The organism is Lysinibacillus sp. UBA5994, assembly GCF_002429725.1.
GTDB classification, from domain to species: Bacteria; Bacillota; Bacilli; order Bacillales_A; family Planococcaceae; genus Lysinibacillus; species Lysinibacillus capsici.
Map to the genome: position 1 here is coordinate 48,984 of NZ_DJAU01000038.1, position 22,659 is coordinate 71,642.

19 protein-coding genes, 1 pseudogene and 1 riboswitch are annotated in these 22,659 nt (G+C 35.7%); of the genes and pseudogenes, 16 read left to right on the top strand and 4 right to left on the bottom strand.

Annotation, left to right across the window (positions count from 1 at the left end; translation table 11 throughout):
• Nucleotides 1-395: 395 nt before the first annotated feature.
• Nucleotides 396-1,604 (top strand): acyltransferase family protein, encoded by a 1,209-nt coding sequence (locus B3D98_RS12750; protein WP_288583363.1) that lies wholly within the window; start codon nt 396-398, stop codon nt 1,602-1,604.
• A 98-nt stretch (nt 1,605-1,702) separates the two neighbouring features.
• On the opposite strand, the gene B3D98_RS12755 is transcribed toward B3D98_RS12750, so the two are convergent.
• Nucleotides 1,703-2,281 (bottom strand): TetR/AcrR family transcriptional regulator, encoded by a 579-nt coding sequence (locus B3D98_RS12755; RefSeq protein ID WP_288583365.1) that lies wholly within the window; start codon nt 2,279-2,281, stop codon nt 1,703-1,705.
• Nucleotides 2,282-2,457: 176 nt separating this feature from the next.
• Here B3D98_RS12755 and B3D98_RS12760 point away from each other — a divergent pair.
• The 4 genes and pseudogenes from B3D98_RS12760 to B3D98_RS12775 form a co-directional block, all read left to right on the top strand.
• Nucleotides 2,458-2,807: pseudogene (locus B3D98_RS12760) on the top strand (IS4 family transposase); the annotation flags it as partial.
• A gap of 380 nt (nt 2,808-3,187) precedes the next feature.
• A complete protein-coding gene (locus B3D98_RS12765; RefSeq protein ID WP_288583367.1) occupies nt 3,188-3,970 on the top strand; it encodes a transporter substrate-binding domain-containing protein in 783 nt (260 codons plus the stop codon).
• Nucleotides 3,971-4,001: 31 nt separating this feature from the next.
• A complete protein-coding gene (locus B3D98_RS12770; protein WP_004233396.1) occupies nt 4,002-4,667 on the top strand; it encodes an amino acid ABC transporter permease in 666 nt (221 codons plus the stop codon).
• Nucleotides 4,668-4,694: 27 nt separating this feature from the next.
• A complete protein-coding gene (locus tag B3D98_RS12775) occupies nt 4,695-5,423 on the top strand; it encodes an amino acid ABC transporter ATP-binding protein (protein WP_167444822.1) in 729 nt (242 codons plus the stop codon).
• A 199-nt stretch (nt 5,424-5,622) separates the two neighbouring features.
• Here the strand turns inward: B3D98_RS12775 and B3D98_RS12780 are convergent, their stop codons facing one another.
• Nucleotides 5,623-9,366, bottom strand: coding sequence for a S8 family serine peptidase (locus B3D98_RS12780; RefSeq protein ID WP_288583369.1), 3,744 nt, complete (start codon nt 9,364-9,366; stop codon nt 5,623-5,625).
• Between the two features lie 309 nt (nt 9,367-9,675).
• Nucleotides 9,676-9,722, top strand: a riboswitch (PreQ1 riboswitch).
• A gap of 125 nt (nt 9,723-9,847) precedes the next feature.
• Here B3D98_RS12780 and queF point away from each other — a divergent pair.
• The 5 genes from queF to B3D98_RS12805 all read left to right on the top strand — a co-directional run bounded on the left by queF (nt 9,848) and on the right by B3D98_RS12805 (nt 12,888).
• Complete coding sequence (queF, locus tag B3D98_RS12785) at nt 9,848-10,348, top strand: preQ(1) synthase (protein ID WP_004233404.1); 501 nt, start codon at nt 9,848-9,850, stop codon at nt 10,346-10,348.
• 104 nt (nt 10,349-10,452) lie between these two features.
• Entirely contained in the window at nt 10,453-11,112 is a 660-nt protein-coding gene (gene queC, locus B3D98_RS12790; protein ID WP_054548829.1) for a 7-cyano-7-deazaguanine synthase QueC, read from the top strand.
• A gap of 3 nt (nt 11,113-11,115) precedes the next feature.
• On the top strand, nt 11,116-11,586 hold the full coding sequence (queD, locus tag B3D98_RS12795; RefSeq protein WP_281217177.1) for a 6-carboxytetrahydropterin synthase QueD: 471 nt from the start codon (nt 11,116-11,118) through the stop codon (nt 11,584-11,586).
• Nucleotides 11,579-12,307, top strand: coding sequence for a 7-carboxy-7-deazaguanine synthase QueE (gene queE, locus B3D98_RS12800; protein WP_004233410.1), 729 nt, complete (start codon nt 11,579-11,581; stop codon nt 12,305-12,307). Before queD ends, queE begins: the two co-directional genes overlap by 8 nt.
• 41 nt (nt 12,308-12,348) lie before the next feature.
• Nucleotides 12,349-12,888, top strand: coding sequence for a VUT family protein (locus B3D98_RS12805; RefSeq protein WP_054548832.1), 540 nt, complete (start codon nt 12,349-12,351; stop codon nt 12,886-12,888).
• Between the two features lie 116 nt (nt 12,889-13,004).
• On the opposite strand, the gene B3D98_RS12810 is transcribed toward B3D98_RS12805, so the two are convergent.
• Nucleotides 13,005-14,195, bottom strand: a complete 1,191-nt coding sequence (locus B3D98_RS12810; RefSeq protein WP_259950945.1) for an MFS transporter — start codon at nt 14,193-14,195, stop codon at nt 13,005-13,007.
• A 244-nt stretch (nt 14,196-14,439) separates the two neighbouring features.
• On the opposite strand from B3D98_RS12810, the gene B3D98_RS12815 reads away from it, so the two are divergent.
• On the top strand, nt 14,440-15,687 hold the full coding sequence (locus tag B3D98_RS12815) for a TerD family protein (protein ID WP_288583376.1): 1,248 nt from the start codon (nt 14,440-14,442) through the stop codon (nt 15,685-15,687).
• A 38-nt stretch (nt 15,688-15,725) separates the two neighbouring features.
• Here B3D98_RS12815 and B3D98_RS12820 read toward each other — a convergent pair whose 3' ends face one another.
• Nucleotides 15,726-16,709: a tRNA dihydrouridine synthase gene (locus tag B3D98_RS12820; RefSeq protein WP_288583377.1), complete on the bottom strand. Its 984-nt coding sequence runs from the start codon at nt 16,707-16,709 to the stop codon at nt 15,726-15,728.
• 224 nt (nt 16,710-16,933) lie between these two features.
• Here B3D98_RS12820 and B3D98_RS12825 point away from each other — a divergent pair, with 224 nt between their 5' ends.
• The 5 genes from B3D98_RS12825 to B3D98_RS12845 all read left to right on the top strand — a co-directional run bounded on the left by B3D98_RS12825 (nt 16,934) and on the right by B3D98_RS12845 (nt 22,636).
• On the top strand, nt 16,934-17,944 hold the full coding sequence (locus B3D98_RS12825; protein WP_288583379.1) for a GNAT family N-acetyltransferase: 1,011 nt from the start codon (nt 16,934-16,936) through the stop codon (nt 17,942-17,944).
• A gap of 160 nt (nt 17,945-18,104) precedes the next feature.
• Nucleotides 18,105-19,973 carry a leucine-rich repeat domain-containing protein gene (locus B3D98_RS12830; RefSeq protein ID WP_288583382.1) on the top strand — a complete coding sequence of 623 codons (1,869 nt, stop codon included), beginning with the start codon at nt 18,105-18,107 and terminating at the stop codon, nt 19,971-19,973.
• A gap of 155 nt (nt 19,974-20,128) precedes the next feature.
• Nucleotides 20,129-20,803: a peptidylprolyl isomerase gene (locus B3D98_RS12835; RefSeq protein ID WP_288583384.1), complete on the top strand. Its 675-nt coding sequence runs from the start codon at nt 20,129-20,131 to the stop codon at nt 20,801-20,803.
• A gap of 193 nt (nt 20,804-20,996) precedes the next feature.
• Nucleotides 20,997-21,551, top strand: coding sequence for a sigma-70 family RNA polymerase sigma factor (locus B3D98_RS12840; RefSeq protein WP_054548839.1), 555 nt, complete (start codon nt 20,997-20,999; stop codon nt 21,549-21,551).
• Nucleotides 21,548-22,636 carry a DUF4179 domain-containing protein gene (locus B3D98_RS12845; protein WP_054548840.1) on the top strand — a complete coding sequence of 363 codons (1,089 nt, stop codon included), beginning with the start codon at nt 21,548-21,550 and terminating at the stop codon, nt 22,634-22,636. Before B3D98_RS12840 ends, B3D98_RS12845 begins: the two co-directional genes overlap by 4 nt.
• Nucleotides 22,637-22,659: the final 23 nt, after the last annotated feature.

Genomic DNA, 22,659 nt, shown 5'->3' on the forward strand with positions numbered 1-22,659 from the left:
ACGAATAACCCTTCTCCTAATACAAAAATTTGATAAGATGAACTTGTATTATTGTAAGTATCCTTTCCATTCCTCCTAATCGACTTTTTTGCCAATTAGAAGGTTAGTAGATTTGAAGGGTACGGACAATGATATTTTTTTACGTTTTAAAGGACCTATAACTGCTAGAATTTCCACTTACAATCTGCTCCGTTTTTATTTTTCCCTAAACATTTTATATTAATATGAAATTCCACGTAATCAACCATATATAAATTGACCCGTAGTCATAATTAATAATCATAAAATAAATATTCTAAAATTTAATCAATAGTATAATAAGATAAATATTGACCACGAGTATAAAAAGTATTATAAATAGTTTAGAAGTTATTTCCAAAAAGGGGAAATGTGAGTTGTCTAATACACGTATAAATTTTATGGATTTTTTAAAAGTGTTTCTTTCTTGCACTGTAATTGTCCACCATGCAGGTCAACCTTATGGCGGGGCAAATGGTTTTTGGTATGTACGAGATTTGGGTGTCGATTCTGATTTGGGCGTTTTTTTTGGGATAAACTCTGCCTTTAATATGAGTCTTTATTTTTTTCTTTCTGCTTATTTTATACCTCTTGCGTATAAACACAAAGGGAGTATAGGTTTTTTGAAAGATCGGTTGAAGAGAATTGGTATACCTTTATTATTTGGATTTATAGTAATAATTCCTTTAATAATGTACTTTTATTATAATGAATTTCGTGGTTACCCTCACCTATCGTTATATGAATACTATAAAAATATTTATCTAGGATTTGGTGAAAAGCCATTGAATTGGGCAGGACCATCTTGGCCAGACCTAAATTTTAGCCATCTTTGGTTTATTGAACATCTTCTTATTTATTCACTGATATATCTAGTATTAATGAATCTTTTTAAAAAAATTAATTTACCAAAAATTTCAATTTACCCAACACATAAACATATTTTTATATTTGTTATTATCATATCGTTAATCACTTTTTTAGTTCGAATAAGTTATTCGATTGATGAATGGATTGGTGTTCTAGGTTTTATCCAAATGGAGTATGCACACTTTCCTCAATATTTAGCATTTGTAGTTTTGGGAATAACAGCTGCTAATAATAACTGGATTTATCATATCCCTAAAAGTGTTGGTAATTTATGGTTATTTATAGGAGTTTTATTAATTGCTTTAAATGTAATTGGGTTTGTACCACATTCAAGGGGTGGATGGGATAGTAGTTCACTTATTTATGCAGTCTATGAGACCTTTTTATGTACAGGACTTTCAATTGGTTTAATTGAATTATTTCAACGTAAATTAAATAGAAAATCAAAATGGATTGAGGCTTTATCTAAAAATTCCTTTTGTGTTTATATTATTCATATTCCGGTTTTAATTGGAATTCAATATATTTTAATTAGTGTATCTGTTTCAGGCTATATAAAATTCGTATTAGCATCACTATTGGGGATCGTATTTAGCCATTTAATATCGTATTTTATTATTCGAAAATTACCGGTTATTAGTCAACTATTCTCTGGGACAAATCATAGACGTTCTCAAGGTTTAGTGAATAAATTTAATAAGAAGAGTATATATTAGTTCTCTGCTTGTCTCCAATTCTCTCTTTGACAACATCCCTGCGAGTTTTTATAACACAGGCTATTCTCGCAGGATTACTTTGGAAATCAACAGGATCTTTATGATGATATTCCTTTAAAGAAAACATCAAAACTCATCATAAGTTGTGTAATAAGATCATCTTCGCCACCACCAAGACACCAGTGGGTTAATACACCAATAAACATTTGAATAGTTAAGTCTGCCAGTGTTTCAGGGGATAATTTTTGTGTAAATTCCCCTTTTTCTTGTCCATACTTAAAAATTGGAATCAATAAAGCACGAAGATTATTCATATTATCTATGTGATTATTTAAATTATTAGCACTTGAGAGAGTTGCCATTAAAGTTGCTCTTCTTAATGACCTTGTATAGTTTAAATTATGTACGATATTAATTAACGAAGAGAGTATTTTAGGTACTACTGGACTTGTGATATTCATTAATTTTTCAGCTTCCGAATAGATTGAAAATCTTTCAAAATCTTCTATGACTGCTTCTTTTGTCGGAAAATAATTAAAAAAAGTACCCTTAGAAACTCCAGCTAATTTCACAATATCTTCAACCCTTGTCGACTCGTATCCGTTTTCCGAAAATAATTTGAAAGCAGCGTTTGTTATAGCTAATTTAGTTTGTCGTTTCTTTTCTTCCCTTCCCAACTTTATTCACTCCATTTCTTGCAATAACGTTATTATTAATTCTACTATAAATAACTGTTTAAAAAGTATTATTATGAATAACAGACAGCTATTATTGATATGCTCCCAATTAGGTAGACAGATAAAGAAATTCATCTTATCATTACATTTAAATTTATCGAATTATCCATAGGCGAAAATTCTGTAAAACGAAATTTGGTGTGAAGCTTCATTTACGCCTTGCCTATATGGCAAAAAGGTATTGTTATCCGGATTAAGCCTTACTGACAAATGCCATCGAAAATGACCACCATCATTTAGGAGTATTCATTGATGACAAAGAATGCATGTACATCTTTGGCCGTGGCTACTTAGATTACGAACGGTTTAATCGAATGACAGAGGAAGGGTATTTTGCTGTTACTCGTTTGCGTTACCCGAAAATCCATCTGTTTTATCCGATGAACTGGTCGTAATTGAGACGACACAAAATCGGTCTGAAAATGTACTTTTCTTAATTAAAGTCCTCGATTCAAAAGGGAACGAACGTATTTACAAATCAGTAGTTATTTAAAAGCTGCTTTATGGAAATCTCTACGTAAAATTCAAGGAGAGAGCGTTTTATAAAGAATTAATCATCGTTGTTGCACAAGCCACAGGATATAGTAAAAAGTGGTTGATTACTACCTTTGTTTAACTACTTACGCATATATTTTAACGTAATTTCCCATTTTTTATTTCCGGCTTGGAGAGTAAAAACGACCACACTGAAATGCAAAATTTGTAGAAAAAGTATCAGGCACTATTAAAAGTGCCTGATACTTTTTTGTTTTATTGGGAGTGGATTGGGTATTAACTATCATAAGCAAGTTATATAGCAAGAAAGGATTGTAGGAATAATCGAAAGAGAAAGGAGTTATAGCCAACATGTTGTTGAATAAAAAGTTTTTATTGGTCTTAAGTACAATCGTAGCCTGCATGTTGTCTGGTTGTGGAGAGAAGCAGAAGCTTGAAGATGGATCTGAACTGATCAATAAAAATCAATTTGTTTTTGCTACTTCTGGTGAATTTAAGCCATTTAGTTATATAAATGACGATCTTACAATGTCGGGCTTTGATATTGAGGTTGGTGAAGCGATTGCAAAGGAAATGGGCCTTGAGCCGGTTCAGAAACGAATCAAGTTCAAAGGGATTGTTGAAGGGGTGAAAACGGGAAGAGCGGATGCAGCCGTTGCAAGTCACACGATTAACCCGCAGCGGAGTAAACATGTTTCTTTCTCTACCCCCTATTATTATTCAGGGCCGAAAATTTTCACCAGACCGTATAGTAAAATTAGGACTGTTGAAGATTTAGAGGGAAAGGAAGTAGCTGTTGCAAAAGGATCAACATATGCCGATACAGCTTCCAAGTATACAGACAACATCAAAACATATGACAGCGATATTACGGCATTAAAGGCGTTGAGTAGTGGGCGTCATGATGCAGTAATTACAGATTTTGTTACAGGAAAAACTGCTGAAAAGGAAGGTTTTAAGATTAAAGGACAGCAATTAATTAATCGCAGTGAACAAGCGATTGTGTTGCCTCAGGATAATCCAAAGCTATTGAAGCGAGTAAATGAATCTTTGGAACAACTTCGGGAAAATGGAACATTGACTCAAATCAGTATCAAATATTTTGGTGAGGACATTACCGAAAAATCAGAATAAACCAATGCTATAAAAGAAAGGAAGTAGTACTTTGCCAAGTTTTTCGCATTTTTTTCAAATACTAATGGAAACAAAAGGTGTATTCTTTAAAGCTATGCTTTTAACATTAGAGCTGACGGTGGTTTCTATCTTACTGGGAATCATCATCGGACTAGTCTTTGCCTTATTAAAAATTTCTAATATAAAAATTTTAGAACTTATTTCAGATATATATGTCTATTTGGTTCGAGGAACACCACTGATTGTTCAAATATTTATCCTCTACTTCGGAATTAGCGGGATTTTCCTTCTTCCTGATTTTTGGGCTGCTTCCCTTGCTCTAGCGCTACATAATGGAGCTTATATTTCTGAAATCCTTCGTGGAGCAATTCAGTCAGTCGATAATGGCCAATTTGAAGCAGGACGTTCTTTGGGAATGACAAAGACACTGACATTAAGAAGGATTATTCTCCCACAGGCATTCCGTAGAGCATTGCCGCCTTTAGGCAATCAATTTATCATCAGTTTAAAAGATTCTTCGTTAGCCGCATTTATCTCCATGAATGAGCTGTTTAATGTGGCGACAACACTTGGGTCGAATAATTTCGATGAAATGACCTACTTACTCATTGTAGCAGTCTACTATTTATTGCTGGTAGCGTTGATGACATTTGTAGTGAACCGAACTGAACTAAAATTAGCAGTAAGCGACAGATAGGAGCTGAAAAAATTGGACACTAAGGAAATGATTAAAATAAGTCAATTGAATAAATCGTTTGGAGACTTACATGTATTGAAAAATATCGACATGACAGTCTACGAGAGCGATGTTGTTTGTCTAATAGGATCGAGTGGGTCAGGGAAAAGCACCCTCCTTCGCTGCTTGAACTTTTTAGAAAGAAAAGATAATGGCAATATTATAATTGAGGGAAATGAAGTCAATCCACGGACAGATGATCTTAACAAGATTAGAGAAAAGGTTGGGATGGTGTTTCAAAATTTCAACTTATTCCCACATAAAACGGTTTTAGAAAATATTATTGAAGCACCTGTTATGGTAAAGGGTGTAGACAAAGAAAAAGCTATCATCAAAGCAAAACAATTACTGAAAAAAGTAGGTTTGGAGGATAAGTCGGATGTCTATCCTAGTAAACTATCAGGGGGGCAAAAGCAACGGGTGGCGATTGCTAGAGCACTTGCGATGGAACCAGACATTATGCTTTTCGATGAGCCAACATCGGCACTCGATCCTGAGCTTGTGGGAGAGGTTTTAACAACCATGAAAGATTTGGCTGAAGAAGGAATGACTATGGTTGTTGTAACCCATGAAATGGGATTCGCAAAAGAGGTAGCTGATTGGATTGTCTATATGCATGATGGGAGAATTATTGAACGCGGCACACCTGAACAATTTTTCAATCATCCAAAAGAGGAGAGAACACGAGAATTTTTAACTGCAACAATGCTTAAATAAAACTAAAAGGTTCTGAACGGTAATGTTAGGATCTCTTATGGTTTTGCATTAAATATTCGATTACTAGATAAAGCATGTACAGAAAAACTGCACATAGACTCGTTACAGCCAACCTTATCATGAGTAAGTGAAATTTAAATAGCAAAAGGAGAAATTGCAAAGCGCAATTTCTCTTTTTGCTGGAACTGTACTTATTTAATTATAACTCAACTTCGGTAACTTCATTATTACCATTACCGTTGCCATTACCGTTGCCGTTGCCATTGCCATTGCCATTGCCATTGCCATTGCCATTGCCGTTGCCGTTGCCGTTGCCATTACCATTGCCATTGCCCGGCTTTTCAACCAATACGTCAAATGTTAATGTGTGGTCACCATACGTTGCTGTAATTGTCGTAGTACCTTGACCTTTACCTTTTACAGCCCCTGCTTTTACAGTAGCTATTTTATCATTTGCTACTTCGTAGGTTGCAAGAGTAGTAACATCTTTTTCTGTTCTTCTACCCTCAAAAGTAGTTACTTCAGTAATCTTAACCATAACCTCTTTACCTATTCTAGTTTCAACCTGAGCTTGGTCAATTTCTAGTGTTACGATTGGTGTTTCTACAACAGGTGCTTTTACTGTAACATTTACCGTAACTTCATGATCACCATATGAAATAGTAATCGTAGTCGTGCCCTCACCTACAGCAGTTACTAATCCATTTGCTATTGTTGCAACATTTTCATCTCCCACAACATAAGTTGCTTTTGAAGTTACATCTTCCTCTGTTGCTTCACCTTCTGGAGGAGTAGATGTCTCTGTTACCGTAAGTTGTGCAGATTCCCCAGCTGTTAGGTCTAGCTCAGTTGGATTGACAGAAAGTGTTACTTTTGGTTCAACTACATCTTTTTCAAATATTAGTGCTTCACCAACATTCCCAGCAGCGTCTTCAATTTTTACTGATACAGCATTAGTTTCTGTTGTTACTGGGAATGTGAAGCTACCGTCTTGATTTAATTCAAAAGGAACAGGCGCTTGTATTTCGCCATTCACAGTCGCAATATAGGAAGCTTTTAATTTATCATTTAAATTGTAGTTTAAACCATATAAATATAACTCTTCATTGTAGTCGATATACTTATCTGTTACCTTTCCTGTAGCGACACCTTCAGCTACTGAACCAGTAATTTCTGGTTTAGTCGTTTTCACGATAATTGGTCCAACATAATCGGAAACTACCCCTGATGCCGCAAGACCAGTAAAGTCAATAGTATAGAGACCATCTGGAATTGCTGTGGCAGGTTCTGTTCCCCATGGTTTGTATTGCCCAGCGATATTCAGCGTATAAGAGCCTTTTCCTAGCGCAGTACCTGCATGTAGATAACCGATGTAGCCATCACCATATTCTCCACCTTGAGGATTCATAATATCCCATAGCTCGATATAGTTAGTTGTTACATCGCCAGTTAATGTAAATGAAAGTACAGCTGAATCTTTCACGCCATCTCCATTAAAGGAGAGGTCTGTTTCTGTAATCTTTAAATCTTTAATTTCAGTTACTGCCTCACTTCCAAAGTCAGCTGCGAATGGCAATGAAATTTCTGTAGCACCACCGCTGATGTGAATATACCCCAGTATTTCCGAGCCGTTTGGAGCTGTAGCTTGTGAAGCCGTTAATGTAAGATTTAACACTTGCTCACCAACTAGATTAAATGTTGGCTGGTCGACTGTAACAGTTGCATCACCAAATGATTTTGTCACATCAATTGATACATTATAATTACCGCCGTTCCCCTTTATATCTTTTACTAAAACTTGTTTCGTTACGGAAATATTCTGGTCTTTAAGTGATTGTGGACCAAAAGTAACTGTCCCTTTTAAGTTTTCTGAAACAGCTCCTGTTCCATCTAAAATTGCACTATCCAATGCATAGGCAAGAATTTCTGGATGTGCAGCAGCATAAGCATTTACACGACCTGCACCTTGAGAGAACACATCGTATTTTGTTTTATCTAAAACCTTTGCTGTATTAGAAAGCGCCACTTTTATGTCGAACGCATTCCAATCAGGATTTGCTTGTTTAAGTAATGCAACAATACCTGTAATATGCGGTGTTGCCATAGAAGTTCCTGTTTTACGATCATATGCCTCTGCATAATCTGCATTAGGGAAGTCCTTTTTATACATTGGAATCGTTGACATAATGTTTGTTCCAGGTGCACTTACATCTGGTTTAATATCAAAGTTTGGCGTAGATGGGCCACGGGAACTTGAATCGTTTACTTCATCTCCCAGTGTCTTTGTGGAAGTAAATTGACTAAAGCTAACTTTTCCAGTTCCACCGGCTAATGCAGCACGAATTGCATTGCCATCCGTTTGGGACATATCAAATGTTGGTAGAAAAGCAAAAGAATCACCCAGGAATGTACCTGAAATATTAGGTGCATTTGTTCCACCAGCAAAGTTATGAATAATTGTGGCGACTGCTCCATTTGCCTTTGCATTCGCAATTTTATCAACAAATGCGATACTGCCACGAGAGATTAATGCCACTTTACCTTCTACATCGATTCCCTCATAGTCTTTTACTTCTCCGTTTCCAGGAATAGCAACTAGGTCAAATTCTCCTTGAAGCTGTGTTGCTAAATCCCTTCCAAAAGTTGTTCCCATTAATGGGAGCTGTTTTGTTAAGTTGTAGTCACCAACTGTAACATTCACTTCACCGCTATACATTGTTTCTGGATTTGTTGTGTTACCCACAGCAATTCCTAAACGAGCGGTTGCAGGCGTGCCCATTGTTCCTCGATTTGGGCCGGAGTTCCCTGTTGCAATTACTCCGATTGTTCCAGCCATCATTGCATTATTAATAGCAAATGAACCAGCGTCCGTTTCAGAGTTAGCCCCCCCACCAAGAGAAAGGTTGATTATGTCCATTTTTTCTGTTACAGCCGTTTCAATTGCTTTAACAATACCAGATGTAGCCCCACTTCCATATGCACCAAGAACACGGTAAGCATAAAGGTCTACTTTTGGAGCAATTCCTTTAATGCCGAAATTGTTAGCCCCAATTGCTGCAATAGTTCCAGCAACATGAGTACCGTGAGAAGTATAGAACGAGCTTCCCTTTTCATTAAATTCGGGTGTTCCAGCAGGACGCTCAGAAGGCAAGGTTTCCGATGCATCGTCATCTGCCCGAGGCTTTGTGTAAGTTGATGAATTTGGAATGAAGTTTTTCCCACCCTTGTAAATTCCGGCGAACTCAGGGTGATCTGTGTCAATACCAGTATCTAATACTGCTACCTTTATACCTTGTCCTTCAATTCCTTCATTCCAAAGCTGTTCGATGCCGAGGAAAGAAATACTTGTATTCATTTGAGCCTCTAATTGATCTTCCTTAATCAGTTCTGATGATTTCATTGTATTATCTTCAGATGCGTAAACAATTGCATCAGGTTCAATTAATGTTATTCCTTCTATTGAAAGCAGCTTTGGGAGATCATTTGCTTTCACAGTTGCTGCAAAACCGTTTAAAACAGTATCAAATGTGTAGCCTTGAGTCATTTGAACATTTTTAGTAGCTAATTCTTTCTTAACTTGTGCTTGTTGAGATTTTACATTTGATCGAACTTCATTTGCTCGCGCATTAGAGAACTTTTGGCCTTTCAATTGGCTCATTCCTTGCTCTAGTGCCACAGGCTTTTCAGATAAATGTACGATGACTGCAACTTCTTGATTGCCTGATACATTTTGTAAGCTTTCGTGAAGAGTTGGACCATCTTTAGACAAGCTTAGCTGTTCAGCGATAGCCGCCTTTAATTGAAGTATACTTTCACTTTGGCTATCCTGCTTGAATGGCTTCGAATCTTCAGCATTAGCACTCGATAATGGAACCAATAGAAAAAGCACCATAACGAAAGCTATCATACTACTTAAAAACTTCGTAAACTTAAACTTTTTCAAATCTCATTTCTCCCTCCGCTCTTAATTATCACACTTTTCAGTTTAGTGTGATATTTCCAATTTATCACAGGTGAGATAATTCGAATATCGGAATATTGAAAAATCTCAAAATATTGATAATTAGTATTACTTTGTCAAAAACGGATTAATTCTATTTTCCTAGTAATTTAATAAAAAAGTAGAACTTTCAAATGAGTATTGACTTACAGTGATTCATACTTTTTATCATTTAAGAGTTTTATAAAAAATCCATTTGACGTCCTGTATTATTTTTTGTACGATATTGAAGAAAAGAATGCCCGGACTAGAACGGGAGAGGTTCATAGCTGATACCCTCTATAAAAAACTATGGAAACATGACAATATGCCATGTCCATATCGGACGTGGCTTTTTTTATCTGTTTACTTATGTTTTAAATAGAATGATTGGTGATGCCTCTCTTGAAAAGTGTTGGGAAACATTTTACAAGGAGGTTTTTTTATGTCTGGCAGAAGTCATGAAGAAGGATTAAAGGATTTGACCCTATTAGGTAATCAAGGTACAAAGTATTCCTATGATTATGCACCTGAGGTATTAGAGGCAGTGGATAATCTTCATGCTAATCGAGATTATTTTGTTAAGTTTAATTGCCCAGAGTTTACTAGTTTATGTCCGCTTACAAATCAGCCGGATTTTGCAACGATGTACATTTCATATATCCCAGATAAAAAAATTGTTGAAAGTAAATCTCTAAAGTTGTATTTATTCAGTTTTAGAAATCACGGCGATTTCCATGAAGATTGCGTGAATATCATTATGAATGATTTAATTGCATTACTTGATCCAAGATATATAGAGGTTTGGGGGAAATTTACTCCACGTGGGGGTATCTCGATTGATCCATGGTGTAACTATGGGAAGCCAGGAACTAAATACGAAGAAATCGCCAATTATCGTTTAATGAACCACGATCTTAACCCAGAAAAAATTGATAATCGATAAATGAAGCAAGACAGAGGTTTTTAGCTACCCTCTTAAAAAAACTAAGAAGAAAGCAGCACTTTTTCTTAGAGTGCTGTTTTTTCGATATAAGGGAGTCTTTATAGATGAAAAAGGAAAAAGCAATTGTAGTATTTAGTGGAGGTCAGGACAGCACAACTTGTTTGTTCTGGGCAAAAGAACGCTTTGAAGAGATTGAGGCAGTAACTTTCGATTATGGTCAAAGGCATCGTCTTGAAATTGACTGTGCGAAGGTGATAACAGAGGAGCTTGGTATCAAGCATCACATACTTGATATGTCTCTCCTGAATCAACTTGCTCCGAATGCATTGACACGACAAGACATAAAGGTGAAGGACGGAGAAAATGGTGAGCTCCCATCGACTTTTGTGCCTGGCCGCAATCTCCTTTTTCTTTCATTTGCGGGCGTTTTAGCGAGCCAAGTAGGGGCAAAGCATATTGTAACAGGTGTTTGTGAAACTGATTTTAGTGGATATCCGGATTGCCGAGATGTCTTTATTAAATCCTTAAATGTAACGTTAAATTTATCGATGGATGATTCCTTTGTGATTGATACACCCTTGATGTGGCTGAATAAGGCACAAACATGGGAATTAGCTGATCAGCTTGGGGCACTTGAGTTTGTACGGCAAAGAACGTTGACTTGCTATAACGGTGTCATAGCAGATGGATGTGGTGAATGCCCAGCATGTAAATTGCGAAATAAAGGGCTTGATGAGTATTTAAGTTATAGGAAGGAGTCTTAAGGCATGTCAGATTTTAAAATCGTTGAGAGACTCCAGAGAATTGATGTGGATATTCAAAGAAATCAATTGAAATATCATGCAAAGCGTGTTCTCATAAGCAAAGAATTTACCTTCGATGCTGCCCATCATCTACATCATTATGAAGGGAAATGTAAAAATCTACATGGGCATACCTATCGAGCTATATTAGGACTGAGTGGCTACACAGATGAACGTGGTTTGATGATTGATTTCGGCGATATAAAAGAAATATGGAAACATAAAATAGAGATTCATTTGGATCACCGTTATTTAAATGAAACGCTTCCACCCATGAATACGACGGCAGAGAACATTGTTGTTTGGATTTACGAAAAGTTGACTGAGGCCTTGCGTGATGAAGGATATAACGGTGTGCGTGTAGAGTTTATCAGGCTTTATGAGACTCCAACAAGCTATGCAGAAGCTAGACGGGAGTGGATGGAAGTTGAGTAAAGTACCTGTTATCGAGATTTTTGGGCCAACGATTCAAGGAGAGGGTATGGTCGTTGGCCAGAAGACGATGTTTGTAAGAACTGCGGGCTGCGATTATTCCTGTTCTTGGTGTGATTCATCGTTTACGTGGGATGGCAGTGGAAAGCACCTTATTGTCCAAATGACAGCGGAAGAGATTTGGTCTGAGTTGAAACGTTTAGGGGGCAATGGTTTTTCATTTGTCACAATTTCAGGCGGCAATCCTGCACTCAATCCGAATTTAGCAGAGCTTATTGCCATTTTAAAAGAAAATGACATAAAAATCGGGGTAGAAACACAGGGAAGTAGGTGGCAAAAATGGATGTATGAGATTGATGAACTGACAATATCACCAAAGCCACCTAGTTCTGGAATGACCACAGACTACTCGGTGCTCTCTTATATCTTCGAAAAACTTAAAGATCGGAACAGCAATCACCATGTATCCCTCAAAATAGTCGTTTTTAATCAAGAGGATTACGATTATGCTAAACAAATTCACCATCGATATCCAATGATTCCTTTTTATCTTCAAGTCGGTAATGATGATCTCACGGCAACTGATAATTCACAATTAATGATGAATTTATTGGATAAATATCGTGCACTGATTGATAGAGTAATGAAGGATGAGGATTTAAGAGATGTTAAAGTACTGCCACAGTTACATGCCCTTGTGTGGGGAAATAAAAGAGGTGTATAGTGTGCCATTACAAAAATTAAATTTACTTGAGGAGTAATAGTTTGAGAATATTATTTTATTTATTATCTATTGTTATTGCTAATGTGGTAACGGCAGCATTTGCACCATTCCATTTTGGTATGTTTATTGTTCCAATGGGAACGCTTTTAATTGGGGCCACCTTTATTTTTCGGGATCTAGTACAAAATAAATATGGTAGAAAAAAGACGTATTTATTTATTATTACAGCTTTAATTTTATCAGCTGTGGTGTCATTCCTACTAGGTGATACACTTTTAATTGTGGTAGCCTCAGCACTATCATTTGTTGTCGCTGAAACGGCTGATACTGAAATTTATACTCGATTAAAATTACCAATGGCTTGGCGTGTGTTCTACAGTGGTATTGTTGGAGGATTTCTAGATTCTGCAATTTTCGTAGTAATTGGCTTAAGTCCACTTGGTGCCAATATATTGCCATGGGAAGCGGTACCTGCCGCCATTTTGGGGCAAATTATTGTGAAGACGATTATACAAATGATTGGTGCAATTATTTTAAATAAAGTTGGGCCAATGAAAGAAAAATATATTATTCCAGAATAATTATTCCTTATTATGAAGATACGGATCACAAGTAAGCTTTTTAAAAACAGGCCCATTCGCTTTATTCGAATGGGTCTGTTTGATTTATATTCTTTCTAATGTACCTCTTGCATTTTTTATGCTGTTTTCTTTTGTTTAAGGTCTAAATGATAACTAAAGAAAGTTAGTAGACTTGCACCGACGGCAACTATACCACCGACCCATGTGACATTCATCAAATTTCCTTGATGATATACAATGCCGCCTAATGCAGACCCAAAAGCGATGCCTACGTTACTTGCCACTGGCATAAGAGAAGCAGCGAGTCCTTTAGCATCTGGTTTATAAATTTCGGCCAAATCTATTAAATAAAGTTGAGTAGATGTTGTTAAGAGGATGGCCATAAGTGACATTAGTCCGATGTTCGCTAATCCTAAAATAAAATGGTTTGTTGTCCAAAATAAGCTTGTCAATACAATAGCTTGTGCGAGAAAGACAAACCGAAGTCGGCCGATGGCATTGTGAGTGGCAATTTTACCGGCAAGAATGTTGCTGAAAATTGAAAGAAAGCCGTAGCCGAATAAGATTAAACTTATAGAATTATTTGGTGCACCCATTCCCTTTAAAATAGGAACAAGGTACGTAAAGACTGCATAGGTTGCACCAAAACCGAGAGCAGGAATGAAAAAGGCAATTAAAATTCGAGGCTGAATCATTAAAGAAAATTGATCCCGTATTGAGCTTCGTACTTGGCTGAGTCGAGTAGGTAAGACGAAAAAAGATGCCGCAAACGCCAACCCTCCGAGAAGAGTGGTTAACATAAAAGTGGCATTCCAGCCGTACCATTCAGCGATTACAATTCCAATGGGTACTCCAACTACATTGGCCAGTGTAAAACCACCGAAAACAAATGATATAGCAAGGCCGCGTTTATTAATCGGCATGGTTTCGCTTGCAACAATCATGGCTAGAGAGATCAATACACCTGTTACAATCGCGGTCATAACCCGAAGTATAAGGAGCATAATATAGCTCGTTGAAATTACACACAGAGCATTTAAGGCAATGAAGGAACCTATCAAAAACAACATCCATTTACGCTTTGGAAAATGGCTTGTTGCTGACATCACGAGTGGTGTAGCGATGGCAAATGTGATAGCGAACGCAGAAACGAGTGTGCCTGCTTTTGCATTTGTCATATGAAGGCTTGAAGAAATATCAGTTAAGATCCCGACAATAACAAATTCGCTTGTCCCAAGAACAAATGTTAATAATGCAAGTGTTAAGATAAGTAACCAATGTCGCTTGGATAACTGTGTATGATGCATAAATACCTCTTTCTTTGAAGAATGTAACTGTGCTACTTAGTAGACACACAATTTAAACATCATATCATAAAATGCATTTATGAGAAATTAGATTGGTTTCCTGTAAATATCAGTGTTTGTTTCCAACTTTCTACCTCTAAAGAAGGATTTTGTAAATATTACTCGAATTTTTTAATTGGAAGATTAACTTTGCAATTTTATCAATTTGATATCTATACATAATAAGGGGATAAGGGGGATTCACATGATTCAATTCCTTCAGATGGGAGCAAATACAGTTATAAGTTCCCAAAAAGGTAGTGTTACTATTAGCTACGAAATGTCTAATTCGATCGATATTTCGTTAACTACATTCCTTTTAACGGATGTAAACAAGGTACAAGGAGATAGCGGCATTATATTTTATAATCAACCAACTAGCTTATCTGGTGCAGCTACCCTGATACCATCTGAGAATGTAGGGAATATAAAAATACATAAAATGAATTTTGACATGAGTAAAATCCCTGAAGGTATTACTAAAATAGCTATAACACTTACAGAAGATAATAGCCGAGGTTTTTCAAATGTGAAAAATTTAAAGGCAGAAATACGTACTGATAACAATATTATCAATTTAGCACCAGCTAATTTTGCAAATGAAAATGGAATCGTAGTATTAGAATTATATCTAAGAAATAGTCAGACAAAGGTGAGATCTATTTGGCGGGGATTTGATTCTGGGTTAGAGGGGTTATGTAAAAATTACGGTGTTGAGGTTGAACCTGAAGAACAAAACAAGCTTTCTGAATCAACAACTATAACAAAACAAATGCTGATAGAACCTGATCAATCATTAAATGTTCCAGAAAGTACAAATAGAAAAAACATGTTGTCACCGATAAATCTTGAAAAGGTAAAGGGGAATGTCAGTCTCACCAAAGGTCAAAAGCCAGTTATCATTGATAAAACGCCTGAAATTACTGCTACGGTATCATGGCAAACTGGTACTGACTACGATATATATGCTTTAGTCTATACAAAGGATGGTCAGCAGATCGATGTAGCTATGTTTGGGGCGAAAAATACACCTCCACTTAGGAGTTTTCACAACGGGGTAGTCGAACACATGGGGGATGTTGGGAGAGATGCTGGTTCAACAAAAACTGAAGTAATCAAATTGAGATTAAATAATAATGTTTTAGCTGTTGTTCCTGTGGTTTATTCCGCCCAATCAAATGGCACAGGCTCATTCTACAGATATAAGGTGTCTATGAGTATAGATAATCATAATGGAACCTCCGTTACTATTTTTGCTAAAAATGCTAATAATAATGATAGAATTTATTCCTGTGTGCCTGGAATACTTCATAATACTCCAGATGGCGTGATTATCAGCCCATTAGAGCTTTATAGTGAACCAAATTCTGAACGTAGACCTAAGCTGAAGATGGGCTCTTCTAATATGGTAGAAGTTCTAATGGATAAAGGCCCAATAAATGATTACAAGTAAAAGCAAATAAAAAGGAGAGTGGCGAAGCCAATCTCCTCTTATTTATTCTCCTTTAGTTCGTGGGCAATATACGCAGCTAGTAATTCACGGACTTCATCCGTAGAATGTGCACCCAGTAATTGAACTCTCAATTGACTAGCCCCTTTGAAGCCACGTACATATATTTTAAAGAAACGTTGTAATGCTTTAAATGAACGTGTTTCGAATTCCTTGGAATAGTGGTTATGAAGATTAAGGTGTAAGTATAGTAAATTAAGGTATTCTTTGGCACTATGCTCTTTAGGTTCCTTTTCAAAGGCAAATGGGTTTGAAAACACCCCGCGCCCAATCATTACACCATCGATACCGTATTGTTCAACTAGTTTTAGCCCTGTTAAACGATCAGGAATATCACCGTTGATCGTCAGTAATGTGTGGGGAGCAACTTCATCACGTAGTTTTTTGATATCTCCAATTAATTCCCAATGTGCAGCGACCTTGCTCATCTCTTCCCTTGTACGGAGATGAATAGAAAGATTGGCGATATCCTGTTTTAAAATATGTGTAAGCCACTCACGCCATTCTGCTACATCCGTAAAGCCAAGTCTTGTTTTGACACTAACGGGTAAGCCTCCTGCTTTGGCTGCTTGAATAATATCTGCGGCTAGGTCAGGATGAAGAATTAATCCAGCTCCTTTACCTCTTTCTGCTACATTATCAACTGGGCAACCCATATTAATATCAATTCCCTTAAAGCCTAATTCCTTCATACCAATACTCATTTGACGAAAATGTTCAGGGTTGTCTCCCCAAATATGTGCAACAATAGGCTGTTCATCTTCTGTGAAAGCTAAGCGGTTACGTACATTATCTAACCCATCTGGATGACAATAGCTCGTCGTATTGGTGAATTCCGTAAAATATACATCGGGTCTCCCTGCTTCCTGAATGACATGACGAAATACAACATCTGTCACATCCTCCATTGGAGCTAAAATGAAGAATGGCCGTGGTAAATCAAGCCAGAAATTTTTTTGATTCATTGCTAAAAATCCTCTCTTTCCAAAATACTACCTTGCAAAAAGATATCATATTTATTTTATTTCTACATAGTTAATTGGCTTAGCTTAAGGATAGAAATGCATCATTGTAATTAGACTTTGGCTCTCTTAGATTAGAAAGTAATTAAAAATATCCAACAAAATCCTGTATTATCTATAATGATATAATATGTAATATAATGTAGAAATTTAGGAGGAGAGTTGAAGTGGGAAAATATAAATATAAAACAATCGATGTGAATGATGTACCCACAATGGCTGAATTACTCGAAAATAGACAGAGCCTTGAGGGTGAAGTATATTCATTTCTAAACAACAGCTGTCTTAATGCTGAACATATAACAAATATGCTTGAAAACTTATTTGCTCATAATACTATTAAGGGGATTGGAGCATTTATTAAAGATGACTTAGTAGGATATTTAATCGGAGTCATCAAGAATGACTCTCTAAGAGGCAGACATGTATGGGTACCCTATGAAGGGTTGGCAATCAGAAAGGATCAATCCGCTGAGCTTATTAGAAAATTATATGCAGAGATTTCAGTGGTATGGCTAGAGCAAGGTTGCTTTATGCATTACACGATAATCCCTCTTGGAAATCAGGCTTACTATGATGCCTACCAACGATTAAGCTTTTCTATACAACAAGTACATGGGGTCATGAACATTGGGGATTATAAACCATTTGAAAATATATGTAATGCAGAGATTAGGGTTGCAAAGAAAATGGATAGTGAAATGATGGGGAAAATGTCTAGGATCATTCAATCGTATCAAAATTCCGCACCTACATTTGAGCCTGTATTCCCTGAGGTTGTCATGAGCATAAAAGACTCATATAAAAGTATAGTAGAGGAGAATGATGATACATGTTTCGTTGCAGTAAAGGATGGGCAGGAATTAGGATTTCAAAAATATTATCCTATACATTCAGATTTGATGACACCGGAGCATGCAATAGAGCTAACGATTGCAGGTACTTACTCTTCTCAAATGGGAAGAGGTGTGGGAAAAAAGTTGATGAATGAAGGCTGTAGAAGGATGAAAGAGGCGGGCTATGAGAATATCATTACAGATTGGAGAATAACTAATCTTGCTGCATCGGCATTTTGGCCTAAGTGTGGTTTTAAGCCAGTAGCCTATAGAATGGTTAGGTACATTAACAGTGATATAGCCTGGGCAAACTTTAATAACCCAAGTATAGGATTATTGTAAATTTAGTTAGATTTATTAAATTCTGCTGTTATGAAGAATTCAAACAGCTGGCTAGACACTTAAAATTTAGTTTTAGATTGCTTGCCTATACTTCGTAAATATTGACATTTATTTTTTAGACAACTAAGCTTAATGGAAAAATAGTGCTGGGGGGCTGCCAGTGGAATTTATTAAATTAAATTGTCCAAATTGTAATGGGAAAATTGAATATAAAGAAGAGCAAACATTCAAATGTCCTTTTTGTGATACGGAAATCATGTTGAAAGAGAATAAAATTTATTATGTTGATCAAACGATTAATAATTATTATGGAACAGCTTCTCCTCATACAACATCCCGTCCAAAAACAAATTTAAAGCTGCTCTTTATGATACCAATTGTCATGATGTGTGTATTCCTTGGGTATTTTCTTTTAAATAGTAATCAAACAGAGGATGGAAACCGTGAAGAACTATCCGTTCGAACAGTGCCTGAAAGTGAAGTTCTTCTGTTCTTTTTAAAAGATATTTTTGATAAAGGTGGGACGATGCCAGCAAAAGAAGAGATTGCAAGTATTCGATATTTGGCTGCCTACTATTCTGACGATCAATGGCATTTTGATTATAGTCTAGAAGATCCTTTTACAAATAAGGAAGCTAAAATTTCTACTTATATCATTATGGATAAATTATTAAATACGCAAAAAATTGAACAAAAGGACTTTGAGGCTTTTACTGGATTAACGGTTTTAAAGCTCATGAATGATTATGAAATATCACAAAGTGAAAAAGTAAGCTTCCAACATCTTGAAAACTTAAAAAGTTATACAGGTAGTTTTAATGAATCATTTAGTAAAATCGCAGGATATTTTAGTGATAAGTCAAATGTTAAAGAGCTCTCTATCCAAATTAGAAGTAATGATGAACTTGCTTTATTATTAGAGTTCCCCAATCTTCAATCTCTAGAACTATCTTATGTGGCTGAAGAGGTGACAGATTTTCAAATTCTAAATAAATTATCGCTGAAATCACTTTCCTTAAAATCAATTAATGATTTAAAGTGGCTGTCTACACTAACTAATCTAGAGTCGTTAGCAATAGACATTAGTGAAGCTACAGATTTTAGCCCACTTTACTCATTGACTCAATTACAAGAATTGAAGCTTACGTCAGTAAGAAATTTAAAAACGCTTGATTTTATACAAAACATGCCTAAACTACAATCTTTAGATCTTGAAAACATGAATATCATCAATTTAGATAGACTTAGAAATATGTCATCTTTAACAAAGCTACGTTTAGCTTCTCCTGGTCAAGTGGAATTGTTGGATATGGTTAACAGTCTAACGTCATTGACAGAGTTATCGTTAACTGGCTATCATGGTGATATTTCATCGATTGTAGCGCCCCATTTGAAAAAAGCAGAGCTGAAGAGTTCATTTTTACCAAAGCTAGAAGCACCCGCTTTAAGAGATTTGACGGTTTCTATAAGTGGATCGGATTCGCAATTGAATGGTGCAGAACTACTGAAATACCCACAGCTAGAACAGCTTACAGTCATGGAGTATGGAATTCTTACAGGTATTCGTTCATTAAATGACCTACCTCATTTGCAAACAATCAATTTAAATGAGACCCTCTTTTATGAAACCAATGACTTATTCAATTTACAGCATGTAAAAATGTTAAACTGTAATGAATGTAATTTTCAAGTGAATAGCAAGCCATTTACGAACAACGTGCTGGAGCATTTAACTTTAAATGATGTTTCCATTCAAATTGGTAATGGGGAATGGGTGCAAGAAGTAGATAAGATCATGCCTTACTTTGCTGGCTTTACAAATTTACGTTCATTCACTTTACAAGATAGTTCACTACAATCGTTAAATTTCTTGGGAAATTGGCAACAAATAGAGGTGCTTCATTTAGAAAATAATGCTATTTCGAATGTAGAACCCTTAGTGAATTTGCCCAACTTAAAAAAACTATATATTTTAGGGAATCAGGTACAAAATCAATCTGTATTAGACAAGGGAATTATGATTTATTGAAATAATGTGAATTAATAGCAAACTACGAAATTAATATAGTAGAAATAAAAAGAGACAATGACAGGAATATTCTGTCATTGTCTCTCTTGGATTTGTCCTACAGTTTGGATAGTTTTATAATGAATTGATGCTTAACAAGAGGAGTTGAAAAGGATATGTTCGTACGTAATAAAGGTTTGTTTTTTATGCTATCTCTGCTAGCCATTATTGTTGTTTTGACAGGCTGTGGTACAGCTAAGGATAGTGAGAAAACTGAGGGAAAAACAGCTAAAGAAACACAAGAAACAATGGATTATGCGTCAAAAGTGAAGGAAAATCCAATTGTGACGATTACGATGAGCAATGATGAAAAAATTGTTATTGAATTGGAGCCTACTGTAGCACCAAATACAGTAGCTAACTTTATTGCTTTAGTAAAAGATGGATTCTATGATGGTTTTATTTTCCATCGAGTTATTCCTGATTTTATGATTCAGGGTGGAGATCCTAAAGGGAATGGTACTGGAGGACCTGATTATTCGATTGATGGTGAGTTTACCTCAAATGGATTTGAAAATAATATGAAGCATGAACGTGGTGTTATTTCGATGGCTCGTTCAGATGATCCAAACTCAGCAGGCTCACAATTTTTCATTATGGTAAAGGAAGCATCACATCTTGATGGAAAATATGCTGCTTTTGGCAAGGTGATTGCAGGTATGGAAACAGTTGATGCCATTGTTGGAGCAGAGCGAGATGCTACAAATAAACCACTAGAAGATCAGCAGATGAAGAAGGTAGAGGTGGATACAAAGGGCTTTGATTATCCAGCACCTAAGGTAAACAAATAGTTTTCGTCCCAATGCTATTGGTTAAAATCTATACTATAAACATTAAAAAGGCTAAATCAATTGAGATTTAGCCTTTTATATTTGTTAAAAAATTGAAATTATAAATATTTTTGAGTAATATGAGAAGAAATTTAAGATTGAGCGATGTTTTATATAAAGGATCCTTTATGTTTGTGGAAGAAAGGGTGTTTGCATGAGGGTAACAGATGAAAATTTTATAAAACATCTTAAGAAAAAACGAGAAGAAGCACTTCAATATGTCATTGATGAATATATGGGGATTATCAAAGCGATTATTTATAATGCTCTAAAATCCTATAATGATCCTCAAATAATAGAGGAATGTATTAGTGATACATTTCTAGGGGCTTATGAAAATGCTAAACAATTTAGAGGCGATAAAGAGGATTTTAGAAGATGGATTTGCACGATAGCAAAGTTTAAAGCCATTTCGAAACAAAGAAGGTTGTCTAAAACGCCATATTTTTATGAGCTAAATGAAACAGGTGAAGCCGCAATATCGGCTGAAGAGGAATACTTAATCAAGACAACAACGGAGGAAGTGCTCATCATGATGACGCAATTAGAGCAATTAGACCGTGATATTTTTACGATGAAATACTTTTTAAATATGAAAAACGAAGAAATTGCTATTCATTGTGGTTTAACAAAAGCCGCTATTGATAATCGATTATATCGTGGGAAAAAACGATTACAGCAAATTCGTTTGGGGGGAAGTATGACATGAAAAAGCTATATAAACAATTTAATGATTTAAATCTTGATATAAATATAGAGCCGATGGAAGTGAGCACGCTTGAAAAAGAGAGAGTGAAAAGAAATGTCATGATAGTCAAAAAGAAAAGGCATTTCATTAAAAATTTTATTGTTGCAGCTACTTTTTTTATTGCATCCAGTATGACATTGGGTTATACGTTTCCTACATTTGCTGCAAATTTACCGTTTATCGGAAGTATATTCGAATTGTTTATTGATGATGAAAGGTATGTATTTAACAACTATGATCAGTATTCTACAAGTGTCGGAGTGAGCCAAGAAAGTAATGAAGTTGAAGTCACTGTCACAGATGCTGTATATGATGGCGAAAATATTACTATTGCTTACACTATTAAAAGTGAAAAGGATTTAGGAGAAAGGCCAGTTTTATATGGTGACAATCGTGAACTAACTGCTAAGGAATTTGGAAATAGGTATCGATATGGCGGCTATTCAACAAATTATATGGTTCAAAAGATAAACAGCAATGAGTATGCAGTATTGTATATTTTTGAACTCATTAGAGGCTCTAAGCCCGAGGAAGTTCACATTAATTTTCAAGGAAATCAAATTGTTGATTTAAATAATGTAAATAATTCAGTAGCAGGTGACTGGGCATTTGAATTTGCTTTAGAGAAGCTTGAAAGTGAAACAATAAGGGTGGAAAAGGATAGTATGAAAACAGAAGGAAAAGGTATAAAAATTGAAGCTTTTAAAATAACGAAAACACCTATCGCTACAACATTTTATCTTTCCGAAGAAGTCTTGGTAGAAAAAGAAAATGAAGCTTGGCAAGGAGTTCTCATTGACTATATTGTGACAGATGATTTAGGGAATGATTATAATGTCATTCATTTTAGAGGAACTAGTCATAATACAGATTTCAAAGGGCGTGAAAATTTTCCTCGTATTGTTGCAAATAAATTTGATGAACAAGCTACCTCGATTATGATTACCCCTGTAGTAGGTGTATACAAAATTAAGGATAGTACAGGGGCATTAGAACCGATAAAAGAGCCATATACATTAAAGCCTATTGCTGTTCCGATAAAGTAAAAAATTAAAAGAGTATGTAAGAA